Source organism: Nonomuraea sp. NPDC023979 (genome assembly GCF_040639085.1).
GTDB classification, from domain to species: domain Bacteria; phylum Actinomycetota; class Actinomycetes; order Streptosporangiales; family Streptosporangiaceae; genus Nonomuraea; species Nonomuraea ceibae.
The window spans coordinates 112703-134673 of sequence record NZ_JBEZZG010000022.1 but is presented as its reverse complement, the minus strand read 5'-3'; the positions used below and the strand labels follow the sequence as shown (position 1 = coordinate 134673).

16 protein-coding genes are annotated in these 21971 nt (G+C 71.3%); 8 read left to right on the top strand and 8 right to left on the bottom strand.

From position 1 onward, the window contains the following. Positions 1-109 precede the first annotated feature (109 nt). The 3 genes from AB0G11_RS31880 to AB0G11_RS31870 all read left to right on the top strand — a co-directional run bounded on the left by AB0G11_RS31880 (position 110) and on the right by AB0G11_RS31870 (position 5427). The gene (locus AB0G11_RS31880; protein ID WP_219501004.1) at positions 110-2308 is read left to right on the top strand and encodes an alpha-1,4-glucan--maltose-1-phosphate maltosyltransferase; all 2199 of its coding nucleotides are present in this window, start codon (positions 110-112) and stop codon (positions 2306-2308) included. A gap of 71 nt (positions 2309-2379) precedes the next feature. Continuing rightward, positions 2380-4080, top strand: a complete 1701-nt coding sequence (gene treS, locus AB0G11_RS31875) for a maltose alpha-D-glucosyltransferase (RefSeq protein ID WP_219501002.1) — start codon at positions 2380-2382, stop codon at positions 4078-4080. Between the two features lie 3 nt (positions 4081-4083). Beyond that, positions 4084-5427, top strand: coding sequence for a phosphotransferase (locus AB0G11_RS31870; RefSeq protein ID WP_219501000.1), 1344 nt, complete (start codon positions 4084-4086; stop codon positions 5425-5427). A gap of 17 nt (positions 5428-5444) precedes the next feature. Here the strand turns inward: AB0G11_RS31870 and AB0G11_RS31865 are convergent, their stop codons facing one another. Then, on the bottom strand, positions 5445-6965 hold the full coding sequence (locus tag AB0G11_RS31865) for an MFS transporter (protein WP_357590308.1): 1521 nt from the start codon (positions 6963-6965) through the stop codon (positions 5445-5447). Between the two features lie 145 nt (positions 6966-7110). On the opposite strand from AB0G11_RS31865, the gene glgB reads away from it, so the two are divergent. The 4 genes from glgB (at position 7111) to sppA (ending at position 14372) form a co-directional block, all read left to right on the top strand. Then, positions 7111-9258, top strand: coding sequence for a 1,4-alpha-glucan branching protein GlgB (gene glgB / locus AB0G11_RS31860; RefSeq protein WP_357590340.1), 2148 nt, complete (start codon positions 7111-7113; stop codon positions 9256-9258). Positions 9259-9345: 87 nt separating this feature from the next. After that, positions 9346-11259, top strand: coding sequence for a S8 family serine peptidase (locus tag AB0G11_RS31855; RefSeq protein WP_357590306.1), 1914 nt, complete (start codon positions 9346-9348; stop codon positions 11257-11259). Between the two features lie 62 nt (positions 11260-11321). Then, positions 11322-12638: a S8 family serine peptidase gene (locus AB0G11_RS31850; protein WP_357590338.1), complete on the top strand. Its 1317-nt coding sequence runs from the start codon at positions 11322-11324 to the stop codon at positions 12636-12638. 36 nt (positions 12639-12674) lie between these two features. Then, positions 12675-14372 (top strand): signal peptide peptidase SppA, encoded by a 1698-nt coding sequence (gene sppA, locus AB0G11_RS31845; protein WP_357590304.1) that lies wholly within the window; start codon positions 12675-12677, stop codon positions 14370-14372. Positions 14373-14610: 238 nt separating this feature from the next. Here sppA and AB0G11_RS31840 read toward each other — a convergent pair whose 3' ends face one another. The 5 genes from AB0G11_RS31840 to AB0G11_RS31820 are packed head-to-tail and all read right to left on the bottom strand — an operon-like array spanning position 14611 to position 18386. After that, a complete protein-coding gene (locus AB0G11_RS31840) occupies positions 14611-15090 on the bottom strand; it encodes a flavin reductase family protein (protein ID WP_308125622.1) in 480 nt (159 codons plus the stop codon). Between the two features lie 37 nt (positions 15091-15127). After that, positions 15128-16045, bottom strand: a complete 918-nt coding sequence (locus AB0G11_RS31835; RefSeq protein WP_357590302.1) for an ABC transporter substrate-binding protein — start codon at positions 16043-16045, stop codon at positions 15128-15130. 46 nt (positions 16046-16091) lie between these two features. Continuing rightward, the gene (locus AB0G11_RS31830) at positions 16092-16763 is read right to left on the bottom strand and encodes an ABC transporter permease subunit (protein WP_219500985.1); all 672 of its coding nucleotides are present in this window, start codon (positions 16761-16763) and stop codon (positions 16092-16094) included. Continuing rightward, entirely contained in the window at positions 16760-17434 is a 675-nt protein-coding gene (locus AB0G11_RS31825) for an ABC transporter permease subunit (RefSeq protein WP_219500984.1), read from the bottom strand. Before AB0G11_RS31825 ends, AB0G11_RS31830 begins: the two co-directional genes overlap by 4 nt. Beyond that, positions 17427-18386 carry an ABC transporter ATP-binding protein gene (locus tag AB0G11_RS31820; RefSeq protein ID WP_219500982.1) on the bottom strand — a complete coding sequence of 320 codons (960 nt, stop codon included), beginning with the start codon at positions 18384-18386 and terminating at the stop codon, positions 17427-17429. The genes AB0G11_RS31825 and AB0G11_RS31820 overlap by 8 nt, the downstream gene beginning before the upstream one ends. Before the next feature lie 261 nt (positions 18387-18647). Here AB0G11_RS31820 and AB0G11_RS31815 point away from each other — a divergent pair, with 261 nt between their 5' ends. Beyond that, positions 18648-20060: a hypothetical protein gene (locus AB0G11_RS31815; protein WP_219500980.1), complete on the top strand. Its 1413-nt coding sequence runs from the start codon at positions 18648-18650 to the stop codon at positions 20058-20060. Here the strand turns inward: AB0G11_RS31815 and AB0G11_RS31810 are convergent, their stop codons facing one another. Both AB0G11_RS31810 and AB0G11_RS31805 read right to left on the bottom strand, forming a co-directional pair. Next, positions 20061-20780 (bottom strand): DUF981 family protein, encoded by a 720-nt coding sequence (locus AB0G11_RS31810; protein WP_219500979.1) that lies wholly within the window; start codon positions 20778-20780, stop codon positions 20061-20063. It lies immediately after the preceding gene. 23 nt (positions 20781-20803) lie between these two features. Then, positions 20804-21967: a lipid-transfer protein gene (locus AB0G11_RS31805; protein WP_219501204.1), complete on the bottom strand. Its 1164-nt coding sequence runs from the start codon at positions 21965-21967 to the stop codon at positions 20804-20806. Between the last annotated feature and the right edge of the window lie 4 nt (positions 21968-21971).

Genomic DNA, 21971 nt, shown 5'->3' with positions numbered 1-21971 from the left:
GACACTCGGGGGTTCTATCCACTGCTGCCCGCAATTCACATGCAAGGATCGTTCCTGCCACGGAAAGCCTCCGGCGGTACCGAGTGTGCCGTCGCAACCTTTGAATGCGATGATCGGACGAATTCCCATCACGGACATCTCCCCCGTCGTCGACTGCGGGCAGTGGCCCGCCAAGGCGGTCGCCGGCGAGACCTTCGAGGTCTCGGCGACCGTCTTCAGGGAAGGCCATGACGCCGTGGCCGCCGGGGTGGTGCTCACCTCGCCCGACGGCCGCCGCGAGCGGCTGAGACGGATGCGCGAGCTCGCCCCGGGCACCGACCGGTGGGCGGCCGACGTCTGCCTGCCCGCCGAGGGCGAGTGGCTGTTCCGCGTGGAGGCGTGGAGCGATCCCATCGCCACCTGGCTGCACGACGCGGAGATCAAGATCCCGCGTGGCATGGACACCGACCTGATGTGCGAGGAGGGCGCCCGGCTCTTCGAGCGCGCCGCCAGGGCGGTGCGCCAGGCCGACTGCCCGGGGCCGAACGGGACGGGCCACCCGGCGGTCCAGGCCCGCACGACCGGCACAGCCGCCCCGGGAACCACTGCGGGGACCATTGCAGGAACCACCGCGGGGGCCACCGCCGGGAACGGGGGCGCCAACGGCCGCAACGGGGCCAACGGCGGCAACGGGAGCAACGGGGGCAACGGCGACGGGGCCTGTGGGCACCGGGCCGCGCTGCTCGCGATCGCCTCGACGCTGCGCAACGAGGAGCTGGACCCGCGGGCCCGGCTGTCGATCGCGCAGTTGCCGGAGACGGCCGCGCTGCTGGCCGCCCACCCGCTGCGCGACCTGGTGACCAGGGCGAAGCAGCACCGGATCAGGGTGGACCGGCGCCGGGCGCTGTACGGGTCCTGGTACGAGTTCTTCCCGCGCTCCGAGGGCGCCGTGGTGAGCGACTCCGGCATCACCAAGTCCGGAAATTTCCAGACTGCCGCCAAGCGCCTGCCCGCCATCGCCAAGATGGGCTTCGACGTCGTCTACCTGCCGCCGATCCACCCGATCGGCCACACGTTCCGCAAGGGCCGCAACAACACGCTCAGCCCGGAGCCCGACGAGCCCGGCTCGCCGTGGGCGATCGGCTCGGAGGACGGCGGCCACGACGCGATCCACCCTGATCTGGGCACCATCGGCGATTTCGACGCGTTCGTCGCCAAGGCCCGCGAGCTGGGCATGGAGATCGCGCTCGACTTCGCCCTGCAGTGCTCCCCGGACCACCCGTGGGTCAAGGAGCACCCCGAGTGGTTCACGATCCGGGCGGACGGGACGATCGCCTACGCCGAGAACCCGCCGAAGAAGTACCAGGACATCTACCCGCTGAACTTCGACAAGGACCCCGAGGGCATCTACGCCGAGGTCAAGCGGGTGCTGCGGCACTGGATGGACCACGGCGTGCGGATCTTCCGGGTGGACAACCCGCACACCAAGCCGGTGGCGTTCTGGGAGCGGCTGATGGCCGACGTGCACGCCACGGACCCCGACGTGCTCTTCCTGGCCGAGGCGTTCACCCGGCCGGCGATGCTGCAGACGCTGGCCAAGGTCGGCTTCCACCAGTCCTACACGTACTACACGTGGAAGAACTCCAAGTCCGACGTCGAGTCCTACCTGTCGGAGCTGGCCCACCAGACCTCGCGCTTCCTGCGGCCCAACCTGTTCGTCAACACGCCGGACATCCTGCACGAGTACCTGCAGCACGGCGGGCTGCCGGCGTTCAAGATCCGGGCCGTGCTCGCCGCGCTGGCCTCGCCGACGTGGGGCGTCTATTCGGGGTACGAACTCACGGAAAATGTCCCAGTACGCCCCGGCAGCGAGGAATACCTGGATAGTGAGAAATATCAGTACAGGCCGCGCGACTGGGCCACGGCCGAACGCGAGGGCCGCAGTCTTGCGCCTTTCATCACACAGCTGAATTTGTTCCGAAGAGCCCATCCGGCGCTCCAGGAATTGCGTAATCTACGGTTCCACATGGTCGACCAACCGGACATCATCTGCTTTTCCAAACGACTCCCGGGCGCCTATGACACGGCCACACGAAGGCACGGGCTGGGCGACGTCGTTCTGGCGGTGATCAATCTGGATCCGCACCACACCCATGAGGCCACGGTCGAACTCGACCTGCCCGCGATCGGTCTCGACTGGAACGCCGAGTTCGTCGTCGACGACGACCTGTCGGGCGAGTCGTACCGCTGGCGGCAGCGCAACTACGTGCGCCTCGACCCTCACATCCAGCCAGCCCACATTCTGACCGTACGGGCCTCGCCACGGTAGAACTGAATTCAGCGGGGAGTCTTCAACGTGTGTGAAAGCGCCTCCCTCATGAGCAACCCTGGGGGTCGCTCATGAGCTCCACACCCATTCCCAACTCCTTCGACGAGGAGAAGCCGCGCGATCCGCAATGGTACAAGCGCGCGGTGTTCTATGAGGTGCTGATCAGGGGTTTCGCCGATTCCAACGGCGACGGCACCGGCGACATCAAGGGCCTGATCGGCAAGCTCGACTATCTCCAGTGGCTCGGCGTCGACTGCCTGTGGCTGTTGCCGCTGTACGAGTCGCCGCTGCGCGACGGCGGTTATGACATCGCCGACTTCATGAAGATCCTGCCCGAGTTCGGGGATCTGGGAGACTTCGTGAAACTGGTCGACGAGGCGCACAAACGCGGCATGCGGGTCATCGCGGACCTCGTGATGAACCACACCAGCGACGCCCATCCCTGGTTCCAGGCTTCCCGCCACGACCCGGAGGGCCCGTTCGGCGACTTCTACGTCTGGTCGGACTCCGACAGCGCCTACTCCGACGCCCGCATCATCTTCATCGACACCGAGACCTCCAACTGGACCTACGACCCGGTGCGCGGCCAGTACTACTGGCACCGCTTCTTCCACCACCAGCCGGACCTCAACTACGAGAACCCGGACGTGCAGGACGCGATGCTGGAGGTGCTGCGCTTCTGGCTCGACCTGGGCATCGACGGCTTCCGCCTGGACGCGGTGCCCTACCTGTTCGAGGAGGAGGGCACCAACTGCGAGAACCTGCCGCGCACGCACGAATACCTCAAGCGGGTGCGCGCCGAGGTGGACCGGCTCTACCCGGACCGGGTGCTGCTGGCCGAGGCCAACCAGTGGCCGTCGGACGTGGTCGAGTACTTCGGCGACCCGGTCGGCGGCGGCGACGAGTGCCACATGGCCTTCCACTTCCCGCTGATGCCGCGCATCTTCATGGCCGTGCGCCGCGAGTCCCGCTATCCCATCTCCGAGATTCTGGCCCAGACGCCGAAGATCCCGGAGAACTGCCAGTGGGGGATCTTCCTGCGGAACCATGACGAGCTGACCCTCGAGATGGTGACCGACGAGGAACGCGACTACATGTACGCCGAGTACGCCAAGGACCCGCGCATGCGCGCCAACGTCGGCATCCGCCGCCGCCTGGCGCCGCTGCTGGAGAACGACCGCAACCAGATCGAGCTGTTCACCGCCCTGCTCCTGTCGCTGCCCGGCTCACCCGTCCTCTACTACGGCGACGAGATCGGCATGGGCGACAACATCTGGCTGGGCGACCGCGACGGCGTCCGCACGCCCATGCAGTGGGACCCCGACCGCAACGCGGGCTTCTCCGACTGCGACCCCGGCCGCCTCTACCTGCCGGTCATCATGGACCCGATCTACGGCTACCAGGGGCTCAACGTCGAGGCGCAGCAGAAGAACGCGGGCTCGCTGCTGCACTGGACCCGGCGCATGATCGAGATCCGCAAGCGCCACCCGGTCTTCGGCCTGGGCGAGTTCGCCGAGCTCAACTCCTCCAACCCGAGCGTGCTGGCGTTCGTCCGCGAGCTGGGCGACGACCGCATGCTCTGCGTGAACAACCTGTCCCGCTTCCCGCAGCCGGTGGAGCTGGACCTGCGCAGATTCGTCGGCGTCTCCCCGGTGGAGACGATGGGCGGGGTGCCATTCCCGGCAATTGGCGAACTTCCGTATCTTTTGACGCTTCCTGGGCATGGGTTCTACTGGTTCACCCTCCCGCCGGCCATCACCCAGGAGGAGTAAGACGTGCTGGATGAGCTCCTTGCCGCATGGATCAGCAGACAGCGCTGGTTCGGTGGCAAGGGGCGCCCGATCGACTCCCTGTCGATCGAGTCGGACGTCGTCATCCAGTCCGGCGACCCCAGCCTGCGCCACCTGATCGTCTCCGTGTGGCAGGACGGCTCCCGCGAGCGCTACCAGCTCCTGCTCGGGCTGCGCACCGAGCTGCCCGACACGCTCAACCACGCCCTCATCGGCCCGTACGCGACGGGCGGCGCCGAATGGTCGGCCTACGACGCGGTCCACGACAACGAGCTGACCCACTGGATGCTGGAGTCGATGGCGGGCGGCACGGGCCAGGACGGCGTGCGGTTCCGCCACCTGCCCGGCGTCGAGATCGACACCTCGCCGCGCAGCCTCGTGCTGGGGGCCGAGCAGTCCAACACCTCGCTGGTCTTCGGCGACGCGTACATCTGCAAGCTGTTTCGGCGGCTCATCCCCGGCGTGAACCCCGAGCTGGAGGTCGTCACCGCGCTGGCCGAGCGCGGCGCGCCGCACGTCGCCCAGCCGTACGGGTGGATCGAGACCGACCTGGACGGCACGCCCACCACGCTGGCCATCATGCAGGAGTTCCTGTCGAACTCCACCGACGGCTGGGACCTGGCGCTGACCAGCGTGCGCGACCTGTACAACTCGCTGTCGGGGATGTCGGCCGCCGACGCGGGCGGCGACTTCGCGGCCGAGGCGACCAGGCTCGGCGCGGCCACCGCCGCCGTCCACCGCGAGCTGGCCGCCGCCTTCCCCACCGGCGTGGTCGAGATGCACGAGGTCAAGCGGATGGCCGAGGGCTTCAGGCGCAGGCTCGGCCGGGCGGTCGCCGAGGTGCCCGAGCTGCGCCCGTACGTCGGCGTGCTGGAGGCCGCCTACCACCAGGTCGAGGAGCTGACCACCGAGGTGCCCGTGCAGCGGGTGCACGGCGACTACCACCTCGGCCAGGTGATGCGCACCACCACCGACTGGGTGGTGCTCGACTTCGAGGGCGAGCCCGGCCAGCCACTGGCCGAGCGCCGCGCCCTGTCCTCGCCGCTGCGCGACGTGGCCGGGATGCTGCGCTCCTTCGACTACGCCGCCCGCCACCTGCTCGCCGGGCACTCCGAGGCCGAGAGGCTGGAGCCCAAGGCCGAGGAGTGGTCCGCCCGCAACCGGTCGGCGTTCCTCGACGGCTACCTCCAGGGCGGCGGCCTCATCACGCCCGGCGACGCCGCCCTGCTGCGGGCCTTCGAGCTGTCGAAGGCCGTCTACGAGGTCGTCTACGAGGCCCGCAACCGCCCCGCCTGGATCTCCATCCCGCTGGCGGCCTTCCGCCACTGACCGGGCCGCGCGGCCGGTCAGTCGTGGGCCGGGGCGGGAGTGTCGGCGCTGAGGGCGGGCACGTGGCGGAGCGCGGTGGCCGCCATGATCGCCGCCGCGAGGACGACGGCGGCTCCCGCGCCCGCCGCGACCGCCAGTCCCGAGCCGAACGCCTCCCTGGCCGCGTCGGCGAGGGCGGCGGCGACGGGACCGGGCTGGCCGGACGCGACGGCGATCGCGCCGCCGAGGGTGTCACCGGCCGCCTCGGCCGCCTCCGGCGACACCCCGTCCGGCACGGTGAGCCGCGCGGTGTAGACGGCCGCCGCGATGCTGCCGAAGATCGCCAGGCCGAGCGCGCCGCCGAACTCCTGGGCCGTCTCCGACAGGGCCGCCGCCGAGCCCGACCGCTCCGGCGGGGCGGAGCCGACGACCATGTCGGTGCCGAGCACGAGCAGCGGCGACGCGCCGAGGAAGAACAGCGTCTGCCCGGTCACCAGCGGCGCGAGACCCGGCTGGGTGAGCAGGAGCAGGCCGCCCGCGCCCAGCACGAGCCCGGCGGCGGCCACGTACCCGGGCCTGATGCGGCGCGCCAGCGGCGGCGCGGCCACGAAGCCCGCGACGACCGCCAGCGTGGACGGCAGCGTCCACAGCCCGGCCTCCAGCGGCGAGAGCCCGAGGACGAGCTGCATGTACTGGCCGGCGAGCAGGCCCAGGCCGGGGCCGACCAGGATGACGAGCATGAGGCTGGCCAGCGAGCCGCTGAAGCGGCGGTCGGCGAACAGCTTGAGGTCCAGCAGCGGCGCGGGGATCGTGCGCTGCCGCCGGATGAAGACCACGGCCAGCGCCAGGCCGACGGCGAGGGCGAGGATCGCGAGCGGGCCCGGCTCACCGGCGGCCAGTTCCTTGACGCCGTAGGTGGCGGCCAGGGCGGCCACGACCGACAGCACGACGCTCACCAGGTCGAGCCGGCCCGGGTCGGGGGCGCGGTACTCGGGCAGCAGCAGCGGCCCGGCCACGAGCAGCACGGCCATCACCGGCACGCCCAGCAGGAACGCCGACCCCCACCAGAAGTTCTCCAGCAGCGCGCCGCCGACCAGCGGCCCGATCACCATGCCGCCGCTGAACCCGATCATCCAGAAGCTGATCGCGGTGGTCCGCTGGGCCGGGTCGTGGAACATGTTCCGGATCAGCGACAGCGTGGACGGCATCAGCGTGGCCCCGGCGACGCCGAGCAGCGCCCGCGCGGCGATGAGCACCTCGGCGCTCGGCGCGTAGGCGGCCAGCGCGGAGGCCACGGCGAACGCGCCCGCGCCGATCAGCAGCAGCTTCCGGCGGCCGATGCGGTCGCCGATCGTGCCCATCGTGATCAGGAACCCGGCTATGAGGAACCCGTAGATGTCATTGATCCACAACAGTTGCGCGCCGGTCGGGCGCAGGTCCTCGCTCAGGGCCGGGGCGGCCAGGTGGAGCACGCTCACGTCAATGGACAGCAACAGGGTCGGCAGGATGAGGACGCCGAGTCCGATCCACTCCCGCCGGCCGGCACGTTCTATGTTCATGCATGGAACGTTAAGAACTCAATTGCGCTTGAGGTCAAGTTCTCCCGGATAAACCCAAGATTCCGCACTTTCGGTGATTGTCTCGGTGAAAGCGGGCAGTGGCTGGGTTGGACGGTCGTCGTAGGGCAGGGTTGGGAGCATGCCGATGAGGACAGAGCTCGACCGCCTCGCGGGCGGGGCGCACCATGATCCGCACTCGGTGCTGGGCGCGCACCCGGTTCCGGGCGGGGTCACGTTCCGGGCGCTGCGCCCGCTGGCCGAACGGGTCAGGGTGGTGCTGGACGACGGCACGGCCCACGACCTGAAACACCAGGCCCACGGCGTGTTCGAGACCACGGTCCAGGGGCTGGACAAGGTGCCCGCCTACACGCTGAGCGTCCAGTACCCGGGTCACGACCCGCACGAGACGCGCGACCCGTACCGCCACTGGCCGACGCTGGGCGAGGTGGACCTGCACCTGATCGGCGAGGGACGCCACGAGCGGCTGTGGGAGGTGCTCGGCGCGCGCGTGATGGAGCACCAGGACGTACGCGGCACCGCGTTCGCCGTGTGGGCCCCCAACGCGCGCGGTATCCGCGTCGTCGGCGACTTCAACCACTGGGACGGCACCGCCTACCCGATGCGCTCGCTGGGCCGTTCGGGCGTGTGGGAGCTGTTCATCCCCGGCCTGGAAGCGGGCGAACGGTACAAGTACCAGATCCTGGGCGCCGACGGCGTGTGGCGCGACAAGGCCGACCCGATGGCCCGCCGCACCGAGGTGCCGCCGCAGACCGCCTCTGTCGTCGAGGAGTCGCTCTACACCTGGGAGGACGACGCCTGGATGGCCGCGCGCGGCGACAAGCAGGCGCGCAGCGGCCCGATGAGCATCTACGAGGTCCACCTGGGCTCGTGGCGGCCCGGCCTGTCCTACCTGGAGCTGGCCGACCAGCTCTCCGAGTACGTGGCCGACATGGGCTTCACCCACGTGGAGCTGCTGCCGGTGGCCGAGCACCCGTTCGGCGGCTCCTGGGGCTACCAGGTGACCTCCTACTACGCGCCGACGGCCCGCTTCGGCACGCCCGACGAGTTCCGCAGGTTCGTCGACCGGATGCACCAGCGCGGCATCGGCGTGCTGCTCGACTGGGTGCCCGCGCACTTCCCGATGGACGACTGGGCGCTGGCCCGCTTCGACGGCACGCCGCTGTACGAGCACGCCGACCCGGCCAGGGGCGAGCACCCCGACTGGGGCACGTACGTGTTCGACTTCGGCCGCAGGGAGGTGCGCAACTTCCTCGTGGCCAACGCCCTCTACTGGCTGAAGGAGTTCCACATCGACGGGCTGCGGGTGGACGCCGTGGCCTCGATGCTCTACCTGGACTACTCGCGGCGCGAGGGCGAGTGGACGCCGAACGTCTACGGCGGGCGCGAGAACCTGGACGCCGTCGAGTTCATCAAGGAGATGAACGCGGTCTGCTACCGGGAGGCGCCCGGCATCACGACCGTGGCCGAGGAGTCGACCGCGTGGCCGGGCGTGTCACGGCCGGCGCACCTGGGCGGGCTCGGGTTCGGCTTCAAGTGGAACATGGGCTGGATGCACGACACGCTGGAGTATCTCCGGCACGAGCCGGTCTTCCGGCAGTATCACCACCACCAGATGACGTTCTCCCTGATCTACGCCTATTCGGAGAACTACGTGCTGCCGCTCTCGCACGACGAGGTGGTGCACGGCAAGGGCTCGCTCATGGGCAAGATGCCCGGCGACGAGTGGCAGCGGTTCGCGCAGTTGCGGGCGCTGCTGGCGTTCATGTGGGCGCATCCGGGCAAGCAGCTGCTGTTCATGGGCGGGGAGTTCGGCCAGGGCTCGGAGTGGTCGGAGGAGCGCGGGCTCGACTGGTGGGTGCTGGAGTTCGACGGGCACCAGGGAGTGCAGCGGCTGGTGCGCGACCTCAACCGGCTCTACCGCGACACGCCCGCGCTGTGGGAGCAGGACTCGACGCCCGACGGGTTCCGGTGGATCGACGCCGACGACGCCCCGGGCAACACGTTCTCGTTCCTGCGCTACGCGGCCGACGGGTCCGCGGTGGCGTGCGTGGTCAACTTCAGCGGCGGGCCGCACGAGAGCTACCGGCTGGGCCTGCCGTACGGCGGGGAGTGGACGGAGGCGGTCAACACCGACGCCTACGAGTACTGGGGCAGCGGCGTCGGCAACATGGGCGCGATCGAGGCTGTCGAGGATCCCTGTCATGGGCTGCCCTACTCGACGACGTTGCGGGTGCCGCCGCTGGGAGCTGTCTGGTTGACGAAGCCCGCCTGAAAGTCTGGTGAGAAAGGGGCTCCGGCCCTATATCTGGGGGATAAATCGCCCTAAACTCCGAGATCATCCCCTTCTCGGAGGACGCCGGTGCGATTTCGCCCCCTGATCGTGTGCTCGCTCGTGCTCGCGCTGCTGCCCGCGGCGCCCGCCCTCGCCGCCGATCCGACGGCCGCACCGGTCCCGACCGCCGCCCCCAGCCCCGCTCCCAGCCCCGCTCCGAGCACCCCTGAGGAGAAGGTCGAGGAAGGGTTAGGCGTCGACGGCGGCACCGTGCGGGCCATCGTCGAGCTCACCCAGCCGATCCCCGCCCCGATCTCCGAGATCGGCAACGCCGAGGTGCTGCTGCAGCCCGAACGCCAGCCGTTCGTGGTCGTCGAGGGCACCGCCGAGGAGCTCGCCGCGCTCGCCGAGGACCCCAAGGTCACCTCGATCCGCCGCGACCGCGCCTACCCGCCGTCGCTCGTCTCCAGCCTCCCCCAGATCGGCGCCGACAAGGCGCACGCCGCCGGCTTCACCGGCAGCGGGCAGAACGTCGTCGTCCTGGACACCGGCATCGACCCCGGCCACCAGGCCTTCGCCGGCCGCATCACCGCCGAGGCCTGCTTCTCCGCCGTCGACCAGGGCGTCAAGTCGCTCTGCCCGAACGGCCAGACCAGCCAGACCGGCCCCCGCGCCGCCGACGCCACGACCGCCAACTGCCTGGCGGGCGGCGTGAACCTGTGCGACCACGGCACCCACGTGGCCGGCATCGCCGCCGGCACCGGCGGCGTCGCGCCCGGCGCCGGGATCATCGCCGTCCAGGTGTTCAGCCGCGTCGAGGACATGGACGTGTGCGGCGAGCCCGTCTGCCTGCTGGCCTTCGAGTCGTCGCTGCGGCTGGCCATGGACCACGTGGCGTCGCTGACCGCCCCGATCGCCGCCGTCAACCTCAGCCTGGGCGGCATGCCGTCCGAGACCTCCTGCGACACCAGCGAGGAAGGCCAGGTCCTCAAGCCGAAGATCGACGCGCTGCTGGCCAAGGGCATCGCGACCGTGGTCGCCGCCGGCAACGAGTACTTCGAGGGCGCCTCCTACCCGGCCTGCATCACCTCCGCCGTCGCCGTGGGCGCCAACGACGACGGCGACGCCATCGCCGACTTCTCCAACCGGGGCGCGCTGCTCGACCTGTTCGCGCCCGGCGTGGACATCGAGTCGGCGGTGCCGGGCAACCAGACGACCGTCTACAGCGGCACCTCGATGGCCACCCCGCACGTCGCCGGGGCGCTGGCCCTGATGAAGGCCGCCTCGCCGCAGACGCCCATGCCGGAGCTGATCGACAAGCTCAAGACGACCGGCAGGCCGTACGTCTACCAGGCCAACGGCGTCCAGGTGCGCACGCCGCGCCTGGACCTGGCGGCGGCGCTCGCCGGGGCGGCCCCGCAGCCTGAGATCAGCCAGAACCCGCCGGCGCTCCCCGGCGGCCCGGGTGACCCCGACTCGCCCGACCCCGGCCCCGGCACCGATCCCGAGCCGGAGCCGACCGGCAGCGGCCCGACGCCCCAGCCCGACCCGGTGGACCCGGACCCGACGCCGGTCCCGCTGCCGACCGTCACGGTCACGGTGACGATCACCGCCACCCCGAAGGCGCCCGCGACCGTCTGCACGCGCGGCACCTCGGCCAAGCCGATGACCACCAAGCAGTGGGCCGTGGAGGTCTACCGGGGCACCGGCTCGATCGACGACGCCACCCTGACCTGCTACCTCAAGCTCGCGCACAAGGCCAGCAAGGTCTTCCCCGAGCTGACCAAGGCGTCGTCGCTGGGCAAGGCGTACCGGGTGCTCAAGGCGAGCAGGACGGCCAAGCAGCGGCTCGACAGCGCCCTGCTCACCGGCTGGCTCAACTGGGCGCACGGGATGAACAACACCAAGGTCCTCAACTCCTCCGAGAAGGTGCGGCTCTCCGCGAAGTCCACGAGCACCGCGCTCAAGAAGGCGGCCGCGAACGTCCTCAAGACTCGTTAATCACTCGGGAAACCCCGACATCACGCGCCCCAGGTGCGGGCATCTGTCCCGCCGTGAGACGAATGCTCCTGGTGGCTGCGGCCACGACCTCGGCCTTGCTCGCCGCGACGGCCGCCGGGCAGGCCGACACCGGTGACCCGGTGATCAGCCCGGCGCTGATCGCCCAGCTCGACACGCACCAGAAGGTGCGCTCGATCGTCGAGGTCAAACCCGGGCAGAGCGTCACCGCCGTCGCCGGCGACGTCGAGAAGGGCTCCTCCTCCGCCCGGGTGCTGGAGTCCACCGAGTCGCCCACGTTCTTCGTCGCCGAACTCGACGCCGACGCGCTCGCCCTCCTCAGGAAGGACGCCCGGGTCAAGGCCGTGTACGAGGACGCGCTCAGCAAGCCGTTCCTGGCCGAGACCACCAAGGTGATCGGCGCCGACCGGGCCCACGCCGCCGGCTGGACCGGCAAGGGCGCCACCGTCGCCGTCCTCGACACCGGGATCGACCGCGACCACCCGTTCCTGGCCGGCCGGATCGTGGACGAGGCGTGCTTCTCCACCTCCGACGCGGCGAGCCAGGCCGTCTCCCTCTGCCCCAACGGGCAGGCCAACCAGACCGGGCCCGGCGCCGCCGACGCCGAGACCCGCCAGTGCCTGGACGGCGGCGCCAACCGGTGCGACCACGGCACCCACGTCGCCGGCATCGCCGCGGGCAAGCTCGTCGCGGGCGCCCCCGCCAACGGCGTCGCCCCCGAAGCGGGCATCCTGCCCATCCAGGTCTTCTCCCGCATCAACAGCGCCGTCGCCTGCGGCACCACCCGGGTGCCGTGCTTCCTGAGCTACACCTCCGACCAGAAACTCGCCCTCGAATACGTCGCCAGGGTCGCCAAGGAACGCAACGTGGCCGCCGTCAACATGAGCCTCGGCGGCGGCGGGCCGCACCGGCGGCACTGCGACGCCGACCCCGGCGCGGGCGAGCTCAAACCGCAGTTCGACCAGCTCATGGCCCTCGGCGCGGCCCCCGTCGTCGCCGCCGGCAACGACGGCTGGACCGACGCCGTCGCCTCCCCCGCCTGCGTCTCCACCGCCGTCACCGTCGGCGCCACCGACGACGCCGACCGCATGGCGCCCTTCTCCAACCGGGGAGTGCTGCTCGACCTGCTCGCCCCCGGCGCCGACGTCACCGCCTCCGTGCCCGACGACGCGTACGGGCTGATGAGCGGCACGTCCATGGCCGCGCCCCACGTCGCCGGCAGCTTCGCGCTGCTGAAGCAGGCGTACCCGAACCTGACCGCCGCCCAGGCGCTGCAACGGCTCCAGACCACCGGCCTGCGCATCGACACCACCGCCCGCGTCGACGCCGCGGCCGCCACCACCGGCACACCTCAAGTGTGAGCGCACGCCCGGCTCCTGCCGCTTAGGGTGGCTTTCATGGACGCAGGCAAGGCGATCAGCGAAACCGTCGGCAAGCTCCGTCAGCGGCGCACCGCGCCCCTGGTGCTGGAGCTGGACCTCACCGAAGGCGTGATCGAGGGGCCGCCCGCGGACCCCCTCGCCGCGGTGCTGTCCATGCGCAAGCCACGCCTGTCCGACGTGCTCGCCGGGCTCAAGCGCGCCCGGCAGGACTCCCGCGTCAAGGCCCTCATCGTGAAGATCGGCGGCAACCCGCTCGGCCTGGCCACCGTCCAGGAGCTGCGCCAGGCCGTCGTCCGCTTCCGCGCCTCCGGCAAGCTGACCGTGGCCTTCGGCGAGACGTTCGGCGAGTTCGGCAGCGGCACCGTGCCCTACTACCTGGCCAGCGCCTTCGAACGCGTCTACCTCCAGCCCAGCGGCGACGTCGGGCTCACCGGCATCGCCCTGGAACAACGGTTCGTCAAGGGCGCGCTCACCAAGCTCGGCGTCGGCTACGAGATGGGCCAGCGGCACGAGTACAAGACCGCCGCCAACACCTTCACCCACGACCACATGACCGAGCCGCACCGCGAGTCGGTCGGCCGGATCGTCGAATCCGTCACCGGCCAGCTCACCGCCGGCATCGCCGACGGCCGCCGCCTCGACCCCGCCAAGGTGCGCGAGCTGTTCGACCAGGGCCCGTTCATCGGCGCCGAAGCCCTCCAGGCCGGGCTGGTCGACGGCCTGGCCTACCGCGACGAGGTGTACGACGAGGTCAAGCGCGCCGCCGGCGACGAGGCCCACCTCCTGTACGTCTCCCGCTACGCCAAGGGCGCCGCCGTCCGCAAACTGCCCAACCCGACCGCCGACGGCATCGCGCTCATCCACGGCATGGGCCAGATCCGCACCGGCCGCTCCGGCCGCAGCCCGCTCGGCGGCAGCGGCGCCATGGGCTCCGACACGATCAGCGCCGCGCTGCGCGCCGCCCGGCGCGACGACCACGTCAAGGCCGTCGTGTTCCGCGTCGACAGCCCCGGCGGCTCGTACGTCGCCTCCGACACCGTCTGGCGCGAGGTCGTGCTCACCCGCAAGGTCAAGCCGATCATCGTCTCCATGGGCGACCTCGCCGCGTCCGGCGGCTACTTCGTCTCCATGGCCGCCGACGTCATCGTCGCCCAGCCCGGCACCCTCACCGGCTCCATCGGCGTCTCCGGCGGCAAGCCCGTACTGTCGGAGCTGCTCGAACGCATCGGCGTCACCTCCGAGACGGTCGCCGAAGGCGCCAACGCCGGCATGTTCTCCACCTCGCGCGGCTTCTCCCCCGAGCAGTGGGAACGGGTCAACGCCTGGCTCGACCGCATCTACGACGACTTCGTGGGCAAGGTCGCCGAAGGCCGCTCCCTCACCCGGGAACGGGCCCACGAACTCGCCCGCGGCCGCGTCTGGACCGGCGGCGACGCCCGCGACAACGGCCTCGTCGACGAGCTCGGCGGGCTGGAGGACGCGCTGGCCCTGGCCAGGAAGCGGGCCGGGCTCGCCGACGACGCGCCCGTACGCACCTACCCCCGGCTCAACCCGCTCGAGCGGCTGCGCGGGCCCGACTCCAGCGAGGACCGGGCGGCGGCGCTCACCCGGGTGCGGCTCGACGCCTGGGGGCCGCTGGCGCGGCTGTCGGCGGAGCTGGGACTGCCCGCCGGGGGGCCGCTGTCGTTGCCGGGCTGGTACGTCATCCGCTGACGGCGAGGTCCTCACCGGGGGCGCGCTGCGCGCGTGGCCGGTTCGGGCCGTGTCTCCAGGGGGAGCCGAGCTCCCCCTGACCCCCTTGGCAAGGGGCCTCCGGCCCCCTGCACCCCCGAGCGTGAGGCGGTTTCCGCAGGCCCGGCAGTGCGCCGCCCGTCAGAGCGGGTTCCGCAGCCGTGGCCAAGGAGCGGCAAGGCATCCGGCGTCGAACCCACGGGCAACCGGACCTGGAAGATCAGCCCAGGGGCCGGTATCGCCCTCGCAGCCGGACCAGTGGGTGCAGGGACGGGGTGACGTACGAGACGGCGAGGACCTGGGCGATGAAGAGCGTGTGGTCACCCGCCGGCACCACCTGGACGGTCTCGGCCTCCAGGGCGGCGACGCCGTCCTCCAGCACCAGGGCGTCCGAGTGCGGTCCGCGGTGGTGGGGCGCGCCGGCGACAAGGTGGCGGGCGCTGGGCCGGCCGGGGGCGGCGAAGCGGCTGGCCATGGCGGCCTGGCCGGAGGAGAGCAGGGAGCACGCCCAGCGGTCCTGGCGGCACAGCACCTCGCTGAGGTAGCCGCCGCTGGACAGGCTGATCAGGACGAGCGGCGGCGCCAGGGAGACCGACAGCAGCGCCGAGATCGTCACGCCCAGGTCGTCGCGGCCGTCGCGGACGGTGACGACCGCGACGCCGCCGGCGAGCTGGGCCATGGCCTCGGTGAACTCGCTCACGGCGAGGGCCTCAGGGGAGAGGCCCCCGCCGGGCGGGTCAGCCGAGGCCGTTCGCGCTCAGCCATTCCTTGGCCACCGTGGCGGGCTCGTCCTTGTTGACGGCGATCTTCTGCATCATGTCCAGCAGCGAGTCGGTCGTCAGCTTGGCGGAGATCGCGTTGAGGGTGGTGCGCACCGTGTCGGTGGCTCCGGCCTTGTTCAGGAGCGGGGTCACGTTCTGGGCGGGGAAGATGTTCTTGGTGTCCTGGAGCGGCACCAGGTTGTTGGCGGTGATCTTCGGGTCGGTGGAGAACACGTTGCCGACCTGGATGGAGCCGTCCTTGATGGCGTCGGCCGTGGCCGGGCCGGTGGGCTTCCACTGCTTGAACTCGATGCCGTAGACCTCCTTGAAGGGGGCCTCCCAGCGCTTCTTGAACTCCGGCGGACCGCCCACGATCATGTCCTTCGACACCTTGGCCAGGTCTTCCATCGTGTTGACGGACTGCTTGGACTGGGTGTCCTTGCTGATCGACAGCGTGTCCTTGTCCTCGGCCGGGGAGGACTCGAGCACTTCGAGCTCGGCGGGGAGCTTCTCCTTCAGCGCGGCGTTGACCTCTTCGGTGGTCGCGGCCTTGTTCTGCTGGTCGATGAAGGCCAGCAGGTTGCCGTTGTACTCGGGCACCAGCGTCAGGCCGCCGCTCTTGACCTGGTCGTAGACGACCTCGCGGCTGCCGATGCGGGGCTTCTCCTCGACCGTCACGCCCTTGGCCTCCAGCGCCTGGGCGTAGATGGAGCCGAGCAGCACGCTCTCGTCGAAGTCGAAGGAGCCGATCACGACGGTCCCCCCGCCGCCGCCGGTGGCGGAGCCCGTGGGCGCCGCGCTCGTGGTGTCGAGCGGGTTGCCCCCGCCGCCGCCACCACCGCAGGCCGTCAAGGTGAGCGCCGCGGACAGGACGACCGCCGCGGTGCTGAACATGCGTCTCATTAAAATGTCCCCTTCTTGCGGGAGGTAGTACGAAAAATCAACGTGTCTTCAGTCGTTGGCTCACCCCCGGGGAGACCGTCACCCTCTGCGCGAGGGTGAACGCGATCTGCACCACGAGCGCGAACAGCACAATCAACACTGAACCCCCGACGACGCTCGCGTAATCCTTCGTCGCGAACCCGTCGATCACGAACCTGCCCAGACCGCCCAGCCCCGTGTAGGCGGCGACGGTCGTGGTGGCGACCACCTGGATCGCCGAGAGCCTGAGCCCGAGGAGGATGAGCGGCAGCGCGACCGGCACCAGCACCCGCCCGAGCACCTGGCCGCCGCGCAGCCCCATCCCGTACGCCGCGTCGCGCAGCTCGGGGTCCACTCCCCTGATGCCCTCGAACGTGTTGACCAGGATCGGCGGCACGGCCAGCAGCACCAGCGGGATGATCACCGGCCAGATCGACGCGGTGCCGAGCAGCAGCACGAACAGCACCAGCAGGCCGAGCGTCGGCAGCGCCCTGGCCAGGTTGGCCGAGACGACCACGAGCACCCCGCCCCGGCCGGTGTGGCCGATGAGCAGCCCGATCGGCACCGCGACCAGCATCGCCAGCGCGAGCGCCAGGGCCGAGAACTCCAGGTGTTCGAGCAGCCGTACGGGGATGCCGTCGAAGCCCGTCCACCGGGCGGGGTCGCCGAAGAAGTCGATCAGCCAGTTCACGACGCCCCCCTCGCCCGCACCCACGGGGTGAGCAGCCGCTGGGCCAGGAGCAGCAGCCCGTCGGCGATGAGCGCCAGCGCCACGATGAGCACGATGCCGACGACGACCGGCGGCAGGAACGGGTTCTGGTAGGCCCGGGTGAACAGCATGCCGAGACCGCCCTCACCGATCAGCGCGCCCACGCTCACCAGGCTGATGCTGGAGACCGCGACGACCCGCAGCCCGGCGATCACCACGGGCGCGGCGATGGGCAGCTCGATCTGCACCAGCCGGCGCAGCGGCGTGAAGCCCATGGCCACCGCCGACTGGCGGACGTGCGGAGGCACCGAGCCGATGCCGTCGACCACGGCCGGGATGAGCACGGCCATGGCGTAGAAGGTCAGCGGGACGATCACGGTGATCGGTGACAGCCCGGTGACCGAGATCAGCAGCATGAACAGCGGCAGCGACGGCAGCGCGTAGATCACGTTGAAGATGCCGGCCGTCGGCTGGTAGAGCCACCGCCATCGGACGCTGGCCAGCCCCAGCGGCAGGGCCAGCGCGAGCCCCAGCACGATCGGCACCAGCGACATGAGCAGGTGGTCGCCGAGCAGGTCCCTGATGCTGCCGACCCGCCCGGTGTCCCAATTGCGCGCGATCCACTCCCAGAGTGAGGGCGGGCCGTCACCCATGGGCGGCCTCCGCCAGCGCCTCGTCCAGCGCCTCCCTCGTGGCCACGCCGACCACCTCGCCCCGCTCGTCCACGGCCACCGCGGTGCCCGACGGCGACAGCAGCGCCGCGTCGAGCGCGGTGCGCAGCGAGTCGGTGCCGAACACGAACGTGCCGGCGCCCTCGGGGGCGGGCAGGTCGGTGCGCAGCCGCAGCCCCTCGGTGGAGACGAACTGCAGCCGCCGGATGCCCCGGTCGCGGCCCAGGAACTCGCGGACGAAGTCGTCGGCCGGCTCCGACAGCAGCGTCTTCGGGGCGGCGAGCTGCGCCAGCTTCCCGCCCACCCGCAGCACCGCGACCTGGTCGCCGAGCTTGATGGCCTCGTCGATGTCGTGGGTGACGAACACGATCGTCTTGTTCAGCTCCGACTGCAGCCGCAGCAGCTCGTCCTGGAGGCTGGTGCGGACCACCGGGTCGACGGCGCTGAACGGCTCGTCCATCAGCAGCACCGGCGGATCGGCGGCCAGCGCCCTGGCCACGCCCACCCGCTGCTGCTGCCCGCCGGAGAGCTGGAAGGGGTAGCGGCCGGCCAGCCCCGGGTCGAGCCCGACGCGCTCCAGCAGCTCCATGGCCCTGTCGCGGGCCTTCCTGCGGTCCCAGCCGAGCAGGTAGGGCACGGTGGCGACGTTGTCCAGGATCTTGCGATGCGGGAACAGGCCGGCCTGCTGGATCACGTACCCGATGCCGCGCCGCAGCGTCGGCGGGTCGATGTCCTGGACCGGCTCCCCGTCGAGCAGGATGCGCCCTTCGGTGGCGTCGATCATCCTGTTGATCATCCGCAGTGACGTCGTCTTCCCGCAGCCCGACGGGCCGACGAACACGGTGATCTCGCCCGTGGGCGCCTCAAGGCTGAGGCGGTCCACGGCTACCGTTCCGTCTGGGTAGCGTTTGGTGACAGCGTCGAATGTGATCACGCGCGACCTTCCGCTTCGTGGCAGGGCCGCAGCCCCCCTGCCACGACCGCCGCATGATCTAACGGCAACCACCCTACGGCGATTGAACGTGGTCTGTCCCATCGGGAGGAGGTTAAGCGGTTCACTGACCTGCGATTCCGTACGAATTCGTGATCTGGTAGTGCGCCGGCCTGGGTGGAGTTGGCATGATTGCCTCCACATGCACAGACGCCGCACCCTCACCCGCAGCGTCCGCTTTTCCCAGTAAGAGGATCCGGTCACGTGACACACCCGCTCACCGGTCAGCACTCCCGCACCGAGCTGATCGCAGAGCTCTACGACCGTCACGCCGCCGGGCTGTTCGCGTACTGCGCGGACCAGCTCGGCGACCCTGGCTCCGCGGCAGACGTCGTGGCGACCGTGCTCGCCGCCGTGCCGTCGCAGCCGCCCCCGCGTGCCGCCCTGTACGCCTACGCCCGGCGCGAGATCTTCCGGCGTGACGTCGTCTACGCGCCGCCCGTCGTCGACCCGCTCATCGACCCGGCCTCGGCGCTGGTCGAGCGGGCGCTGCGCGAGCTGCGTCCGGCGCAGCGCGAGGTGCTCGTGCTGGTCCAGGTGTGCGGGCTCAACCGGGAGGAGCTCGCCTGGGTGCTCGACGTGGCGCCCGACACCGCCGAGGAGCTGGCGGTCAGCGTGGCGCACCGGTTCACGCAGGCGCTCGGGCTGGCGCTGGCCGGCGCCGGCGGCCGCGTGTCCAAGCCGGTCGCCGACGTCTACGGCGCGCTCGCCGTCGCGCCGCTGCGCGACGTGCTCGGCCGCCTGCCGTGGCAGACGCCGCCGGCGGCGCTGCGCGTCCACTTCGCGGGATCCCGTACGGCCGAGCCGGCGCCGATGTTCGTCAAGCCGCGCTGGCCCGTGCCGCCGACCTGGCCGCTGCCGCTGGGCGCCGCCGACCCGGCGAGCACCACGGGGATCTTCCCGACCGAGCTGCTCGCGCCGCCGTCGCCGTCGCGGATGCCCGACCACGAGGCCACCACGGCGCCGATGCCCAGGCTGCGTGACCCGCTGGCGCCCTCGCCCGAGCGCACCGGCCGGCCGACGACCTTCCGCGCCTTCGAGGCGGCCCCGCCCGCCCCGTCCGGCCTGTCCACCCCGTTCTCCGCCTTCGAGGCCCGCCGCCCCATCGGCGGCGCGCCCGCCAAGGACCTGCTCGGGAGGGATGTACCCGCCAAGGGCGCGCCGCAGGCGCGGCTGGAGCGGCCGTTCGTCATGCCCGCGCCGGTCCCGGCGGACGTGCTGGACGACGAGCCGGTGACCCAGGACCTGCCCGCCGTCACCGACGCCCGCGCCCCGCGCGAGGCCGGGCCGCTGTTCACGCCCCGGGCGCAGCCGAAGGAGCCGGTCTACCGGATGCCGCTGCCGCCGGAGCCGCCCGCCGCGCCGGACGCTCTCCCGGCGAGCACGACGGAGCCGGAGCAGGACTCGGCGAGCGAGCCGCAGGCCAGGCCCGCGCCGGCCCCACGACGGACGCCGGCCCCACGGAGGGCGTCCGGATCGGGCAAGGCCGCCCGGCGGCCCAAGGGGAAGAAGCGCCGCAGGCACCACGACTGGGCCTGGGAGCTCACCGGCTTCCTGATCTGCGTGGTCATCGCGATGATCGTGTTCTTCTCCGTCCCGATGATCGTCAGCCCGTGATCACATGGTGTTGACGATCAGCCCGATGTGCGTGAAGTAGTTCAGCGCCCCGAACAGCGCGAACACCACCCCGGCCACCAGCCAGCACACGCCCGTCACCGTCGCCGCGGGCCCGCCACGGGCCCGCAGCGCGAACGGGAACACCACGGCCCCGATGCCCACCAGCACGTACAGCCCGGAGATGAACGTCGCCTCCAGCATCGGCATGTCCGCGAACGCCCCGGAGATCGGCTCCTGCGGCGGCGCGGCGAACAGCGTGTACGTCCACCCGGCGGCGGCGATGCCGAAGCAGGCCAGCCCCATCGCGAAGGCGAACAGCGAGATCGGCCCCGCCACCCGCGCCACGTGCTCGCGCCGGTCCGCGGCCCCCTGGGGCGGCGTCCAGCGCTTCCACAGGTAGAGGGCGGCGGCCAGCAGCATCGCGCCGAACGCGAGCGACGGCTCGCCGAAGATGATGTTGTCGAACGGGAACCCCTGCCCGGCGAGCGGCCAGGTGAGCGTCATGTGCAGCCCGGTGAGCGCCAGCAGCGCGCCGAGCACGCCGAACGCCAGCGCCCACCCGTCGACGTGCTCCATCGGGTCGCCGCGCAGCAGCTTCCTGCCGAACCAGACCACGAGCACCAGCCCCACGCCCGCCGCGACGGCCATGATCGTGTTGTACGTGGGCATCTTCGTCCAGTCGATCTTCAACTCCGGCTGGACCAGCAAATATCCGACCATACCCGCATGACTACCCTGGGTGATCAATCCGACACGCCGGACAGGATCAGCCCGCTGGTCGGCACCCCCGTTCCGGCCGTCACCAGCACGTTCCGCACGCCGTCCACCTGGTTGGCGGCGGTGCCGCGGAGCTGGCGCACGGCTTCGGCGATGCCGTTCATGCCGTGGATGTACGCCTCGCCGAGCTGCCCCCCGTGCGGGTTGACCGGCAGCCGCCCGCCGAGCTCGATGCCGCCGTCGCGCACGTACGCGGCGGCCTCGCCGCGCCCGCAGAACCCCAGCTCCTCCAGCTGCGTCAGGACGAACGGGGTGAAGTGGTCGTACAGAATCGCGGTCTGGATGTCGGCGGGCGTCAGCCCGGACGTCTCCCACAACTGCCTGCCGACCACTGACATCTCCGGCAGGCCGGTCATGTCGTCGCGGTAGTAGCTCGTCATCATCATCTGCCCGGCGCCGGAGCCCTGGGCGGCGGCGGTGACGACGGCCGGGGTGCGGCGCAGGTCACGGGCGCGCCCGGCGGTGGTGACGACGAGCGCCACCGCGCCGTCGCTCTCCTGGCAGCAGTCGAGCAGCCGCAGCGGCTCGGCGATCCACCGCGACGCCTGGTGGTCGGCCAGCGTGATCGGCCTGCCGTGGAACCAGGCCGCCGGGTTCGTCGCCGCGTGCCGGCGCATGGCCACCGCCACCCGGCCCAGGTCCTCGGACGTGGCGCCGTAGGCGTGCAGGTAGCGGCGGGCGAACATGGCCACCCACGCGGCGGGCGTCACCAGCCCGTACGGCACGTGCCAGCTCATCTCCATGCCCTGCGAGGACTGCTGCCCGGCGAGCCCCGCGTCCGGCCGGCCGAACCGGCGGCCCGAGCGCTCGTTGAAGGCCCGGTAGCAGACGACCGCGCGGGCCGCCCCCGTCGTGACGGCCATGGCCGCGTGCGCCACGGTCGCGCAGGCCGCGCCGCCGCCGTAGTCGACGCGGGAGAAGAAGCTCAGGTCGCCGATGCCCACCTCGCGGGCGACGGCGATCTCCTGGTTGGCGTCCTGCGTGAAGGTGACCAGGCCGTCGACCTCGGCCGGGGACAGCCCGGCGTCGTCCAGCGCCGCGAGCACCGCCTCGGCCGCCAGCCGCAGCTCCGAACGGCCGGAGTCCTTGCTGAACTCGGTCGCGCCGATGCCCGCGATCGCCGCGTCCAGGCGC

Bases quoted from the DNA above. Each gene is read 5' to 3' on its own strand.
- sppA (WP_357590304.1), top strand. From the start codon at position 12,675: ATGGACGCAGGCAAGGCGATCAGCGAAACCGTCGGCAAGCTCCGTCAG.
- AB0G11_RS31835 (WP_357590302.1), bottom strand. From the start codon at position 16,045: ATGTTCAGCACCGCGGCGGTCGTCCTGTCCGCGGCGCTCACCTTGACG.
- AB0G11_RS31825 (WP_219500984.1), bottom strand. From the start codon at position 17,434: ATGGGTGACGGCCCGCCCTCACTCTGGGAGTGGATCGCGCGCAATTGG.
- AB0G11_RS31850 (WP_357590338.1), top strand. From the start codon at position 11,322: ATGCTCCTGGTGGCTGCGGCCACGACCTCGGCCTTGCTCGCCGCGACG.
- AB0G11_RS31865 (WP_357590308.1), bottom strand. From the start codon at position 6,965: ATGAACATAGAACGTGCCGGCCGGCGGGAGTGGATCGGACTCGGCGTC.
- glgB (WP_357590340.1), top strand. From the start codon at position 7,111: ATGAGGACAGAGCTCGACCGCCTCGCGGGCGGGGCGCACCATGATCCG.
- treS (WP_219501002.1), top strand. From the start codon at position 2,380: ATGAGCTCCACACCCATTCCCAACTCCTTCGACGAGGAGAAGCCGCGC.
- AB0G11_RS31880 (WP_219501004.1), top strand. From the start codon at position 110: ATGATCGGACGAATTCCCATCACGGACATCTCCCCCGTCGTCGACTGC.
- AB0G11_RS31810 (WP_219500979.1), bottom strand. From the start codon at position 20,780: ATGGTCGGATATTTGCTGGTCCAGCCGGAGTTGAAGATCGACTGGACG.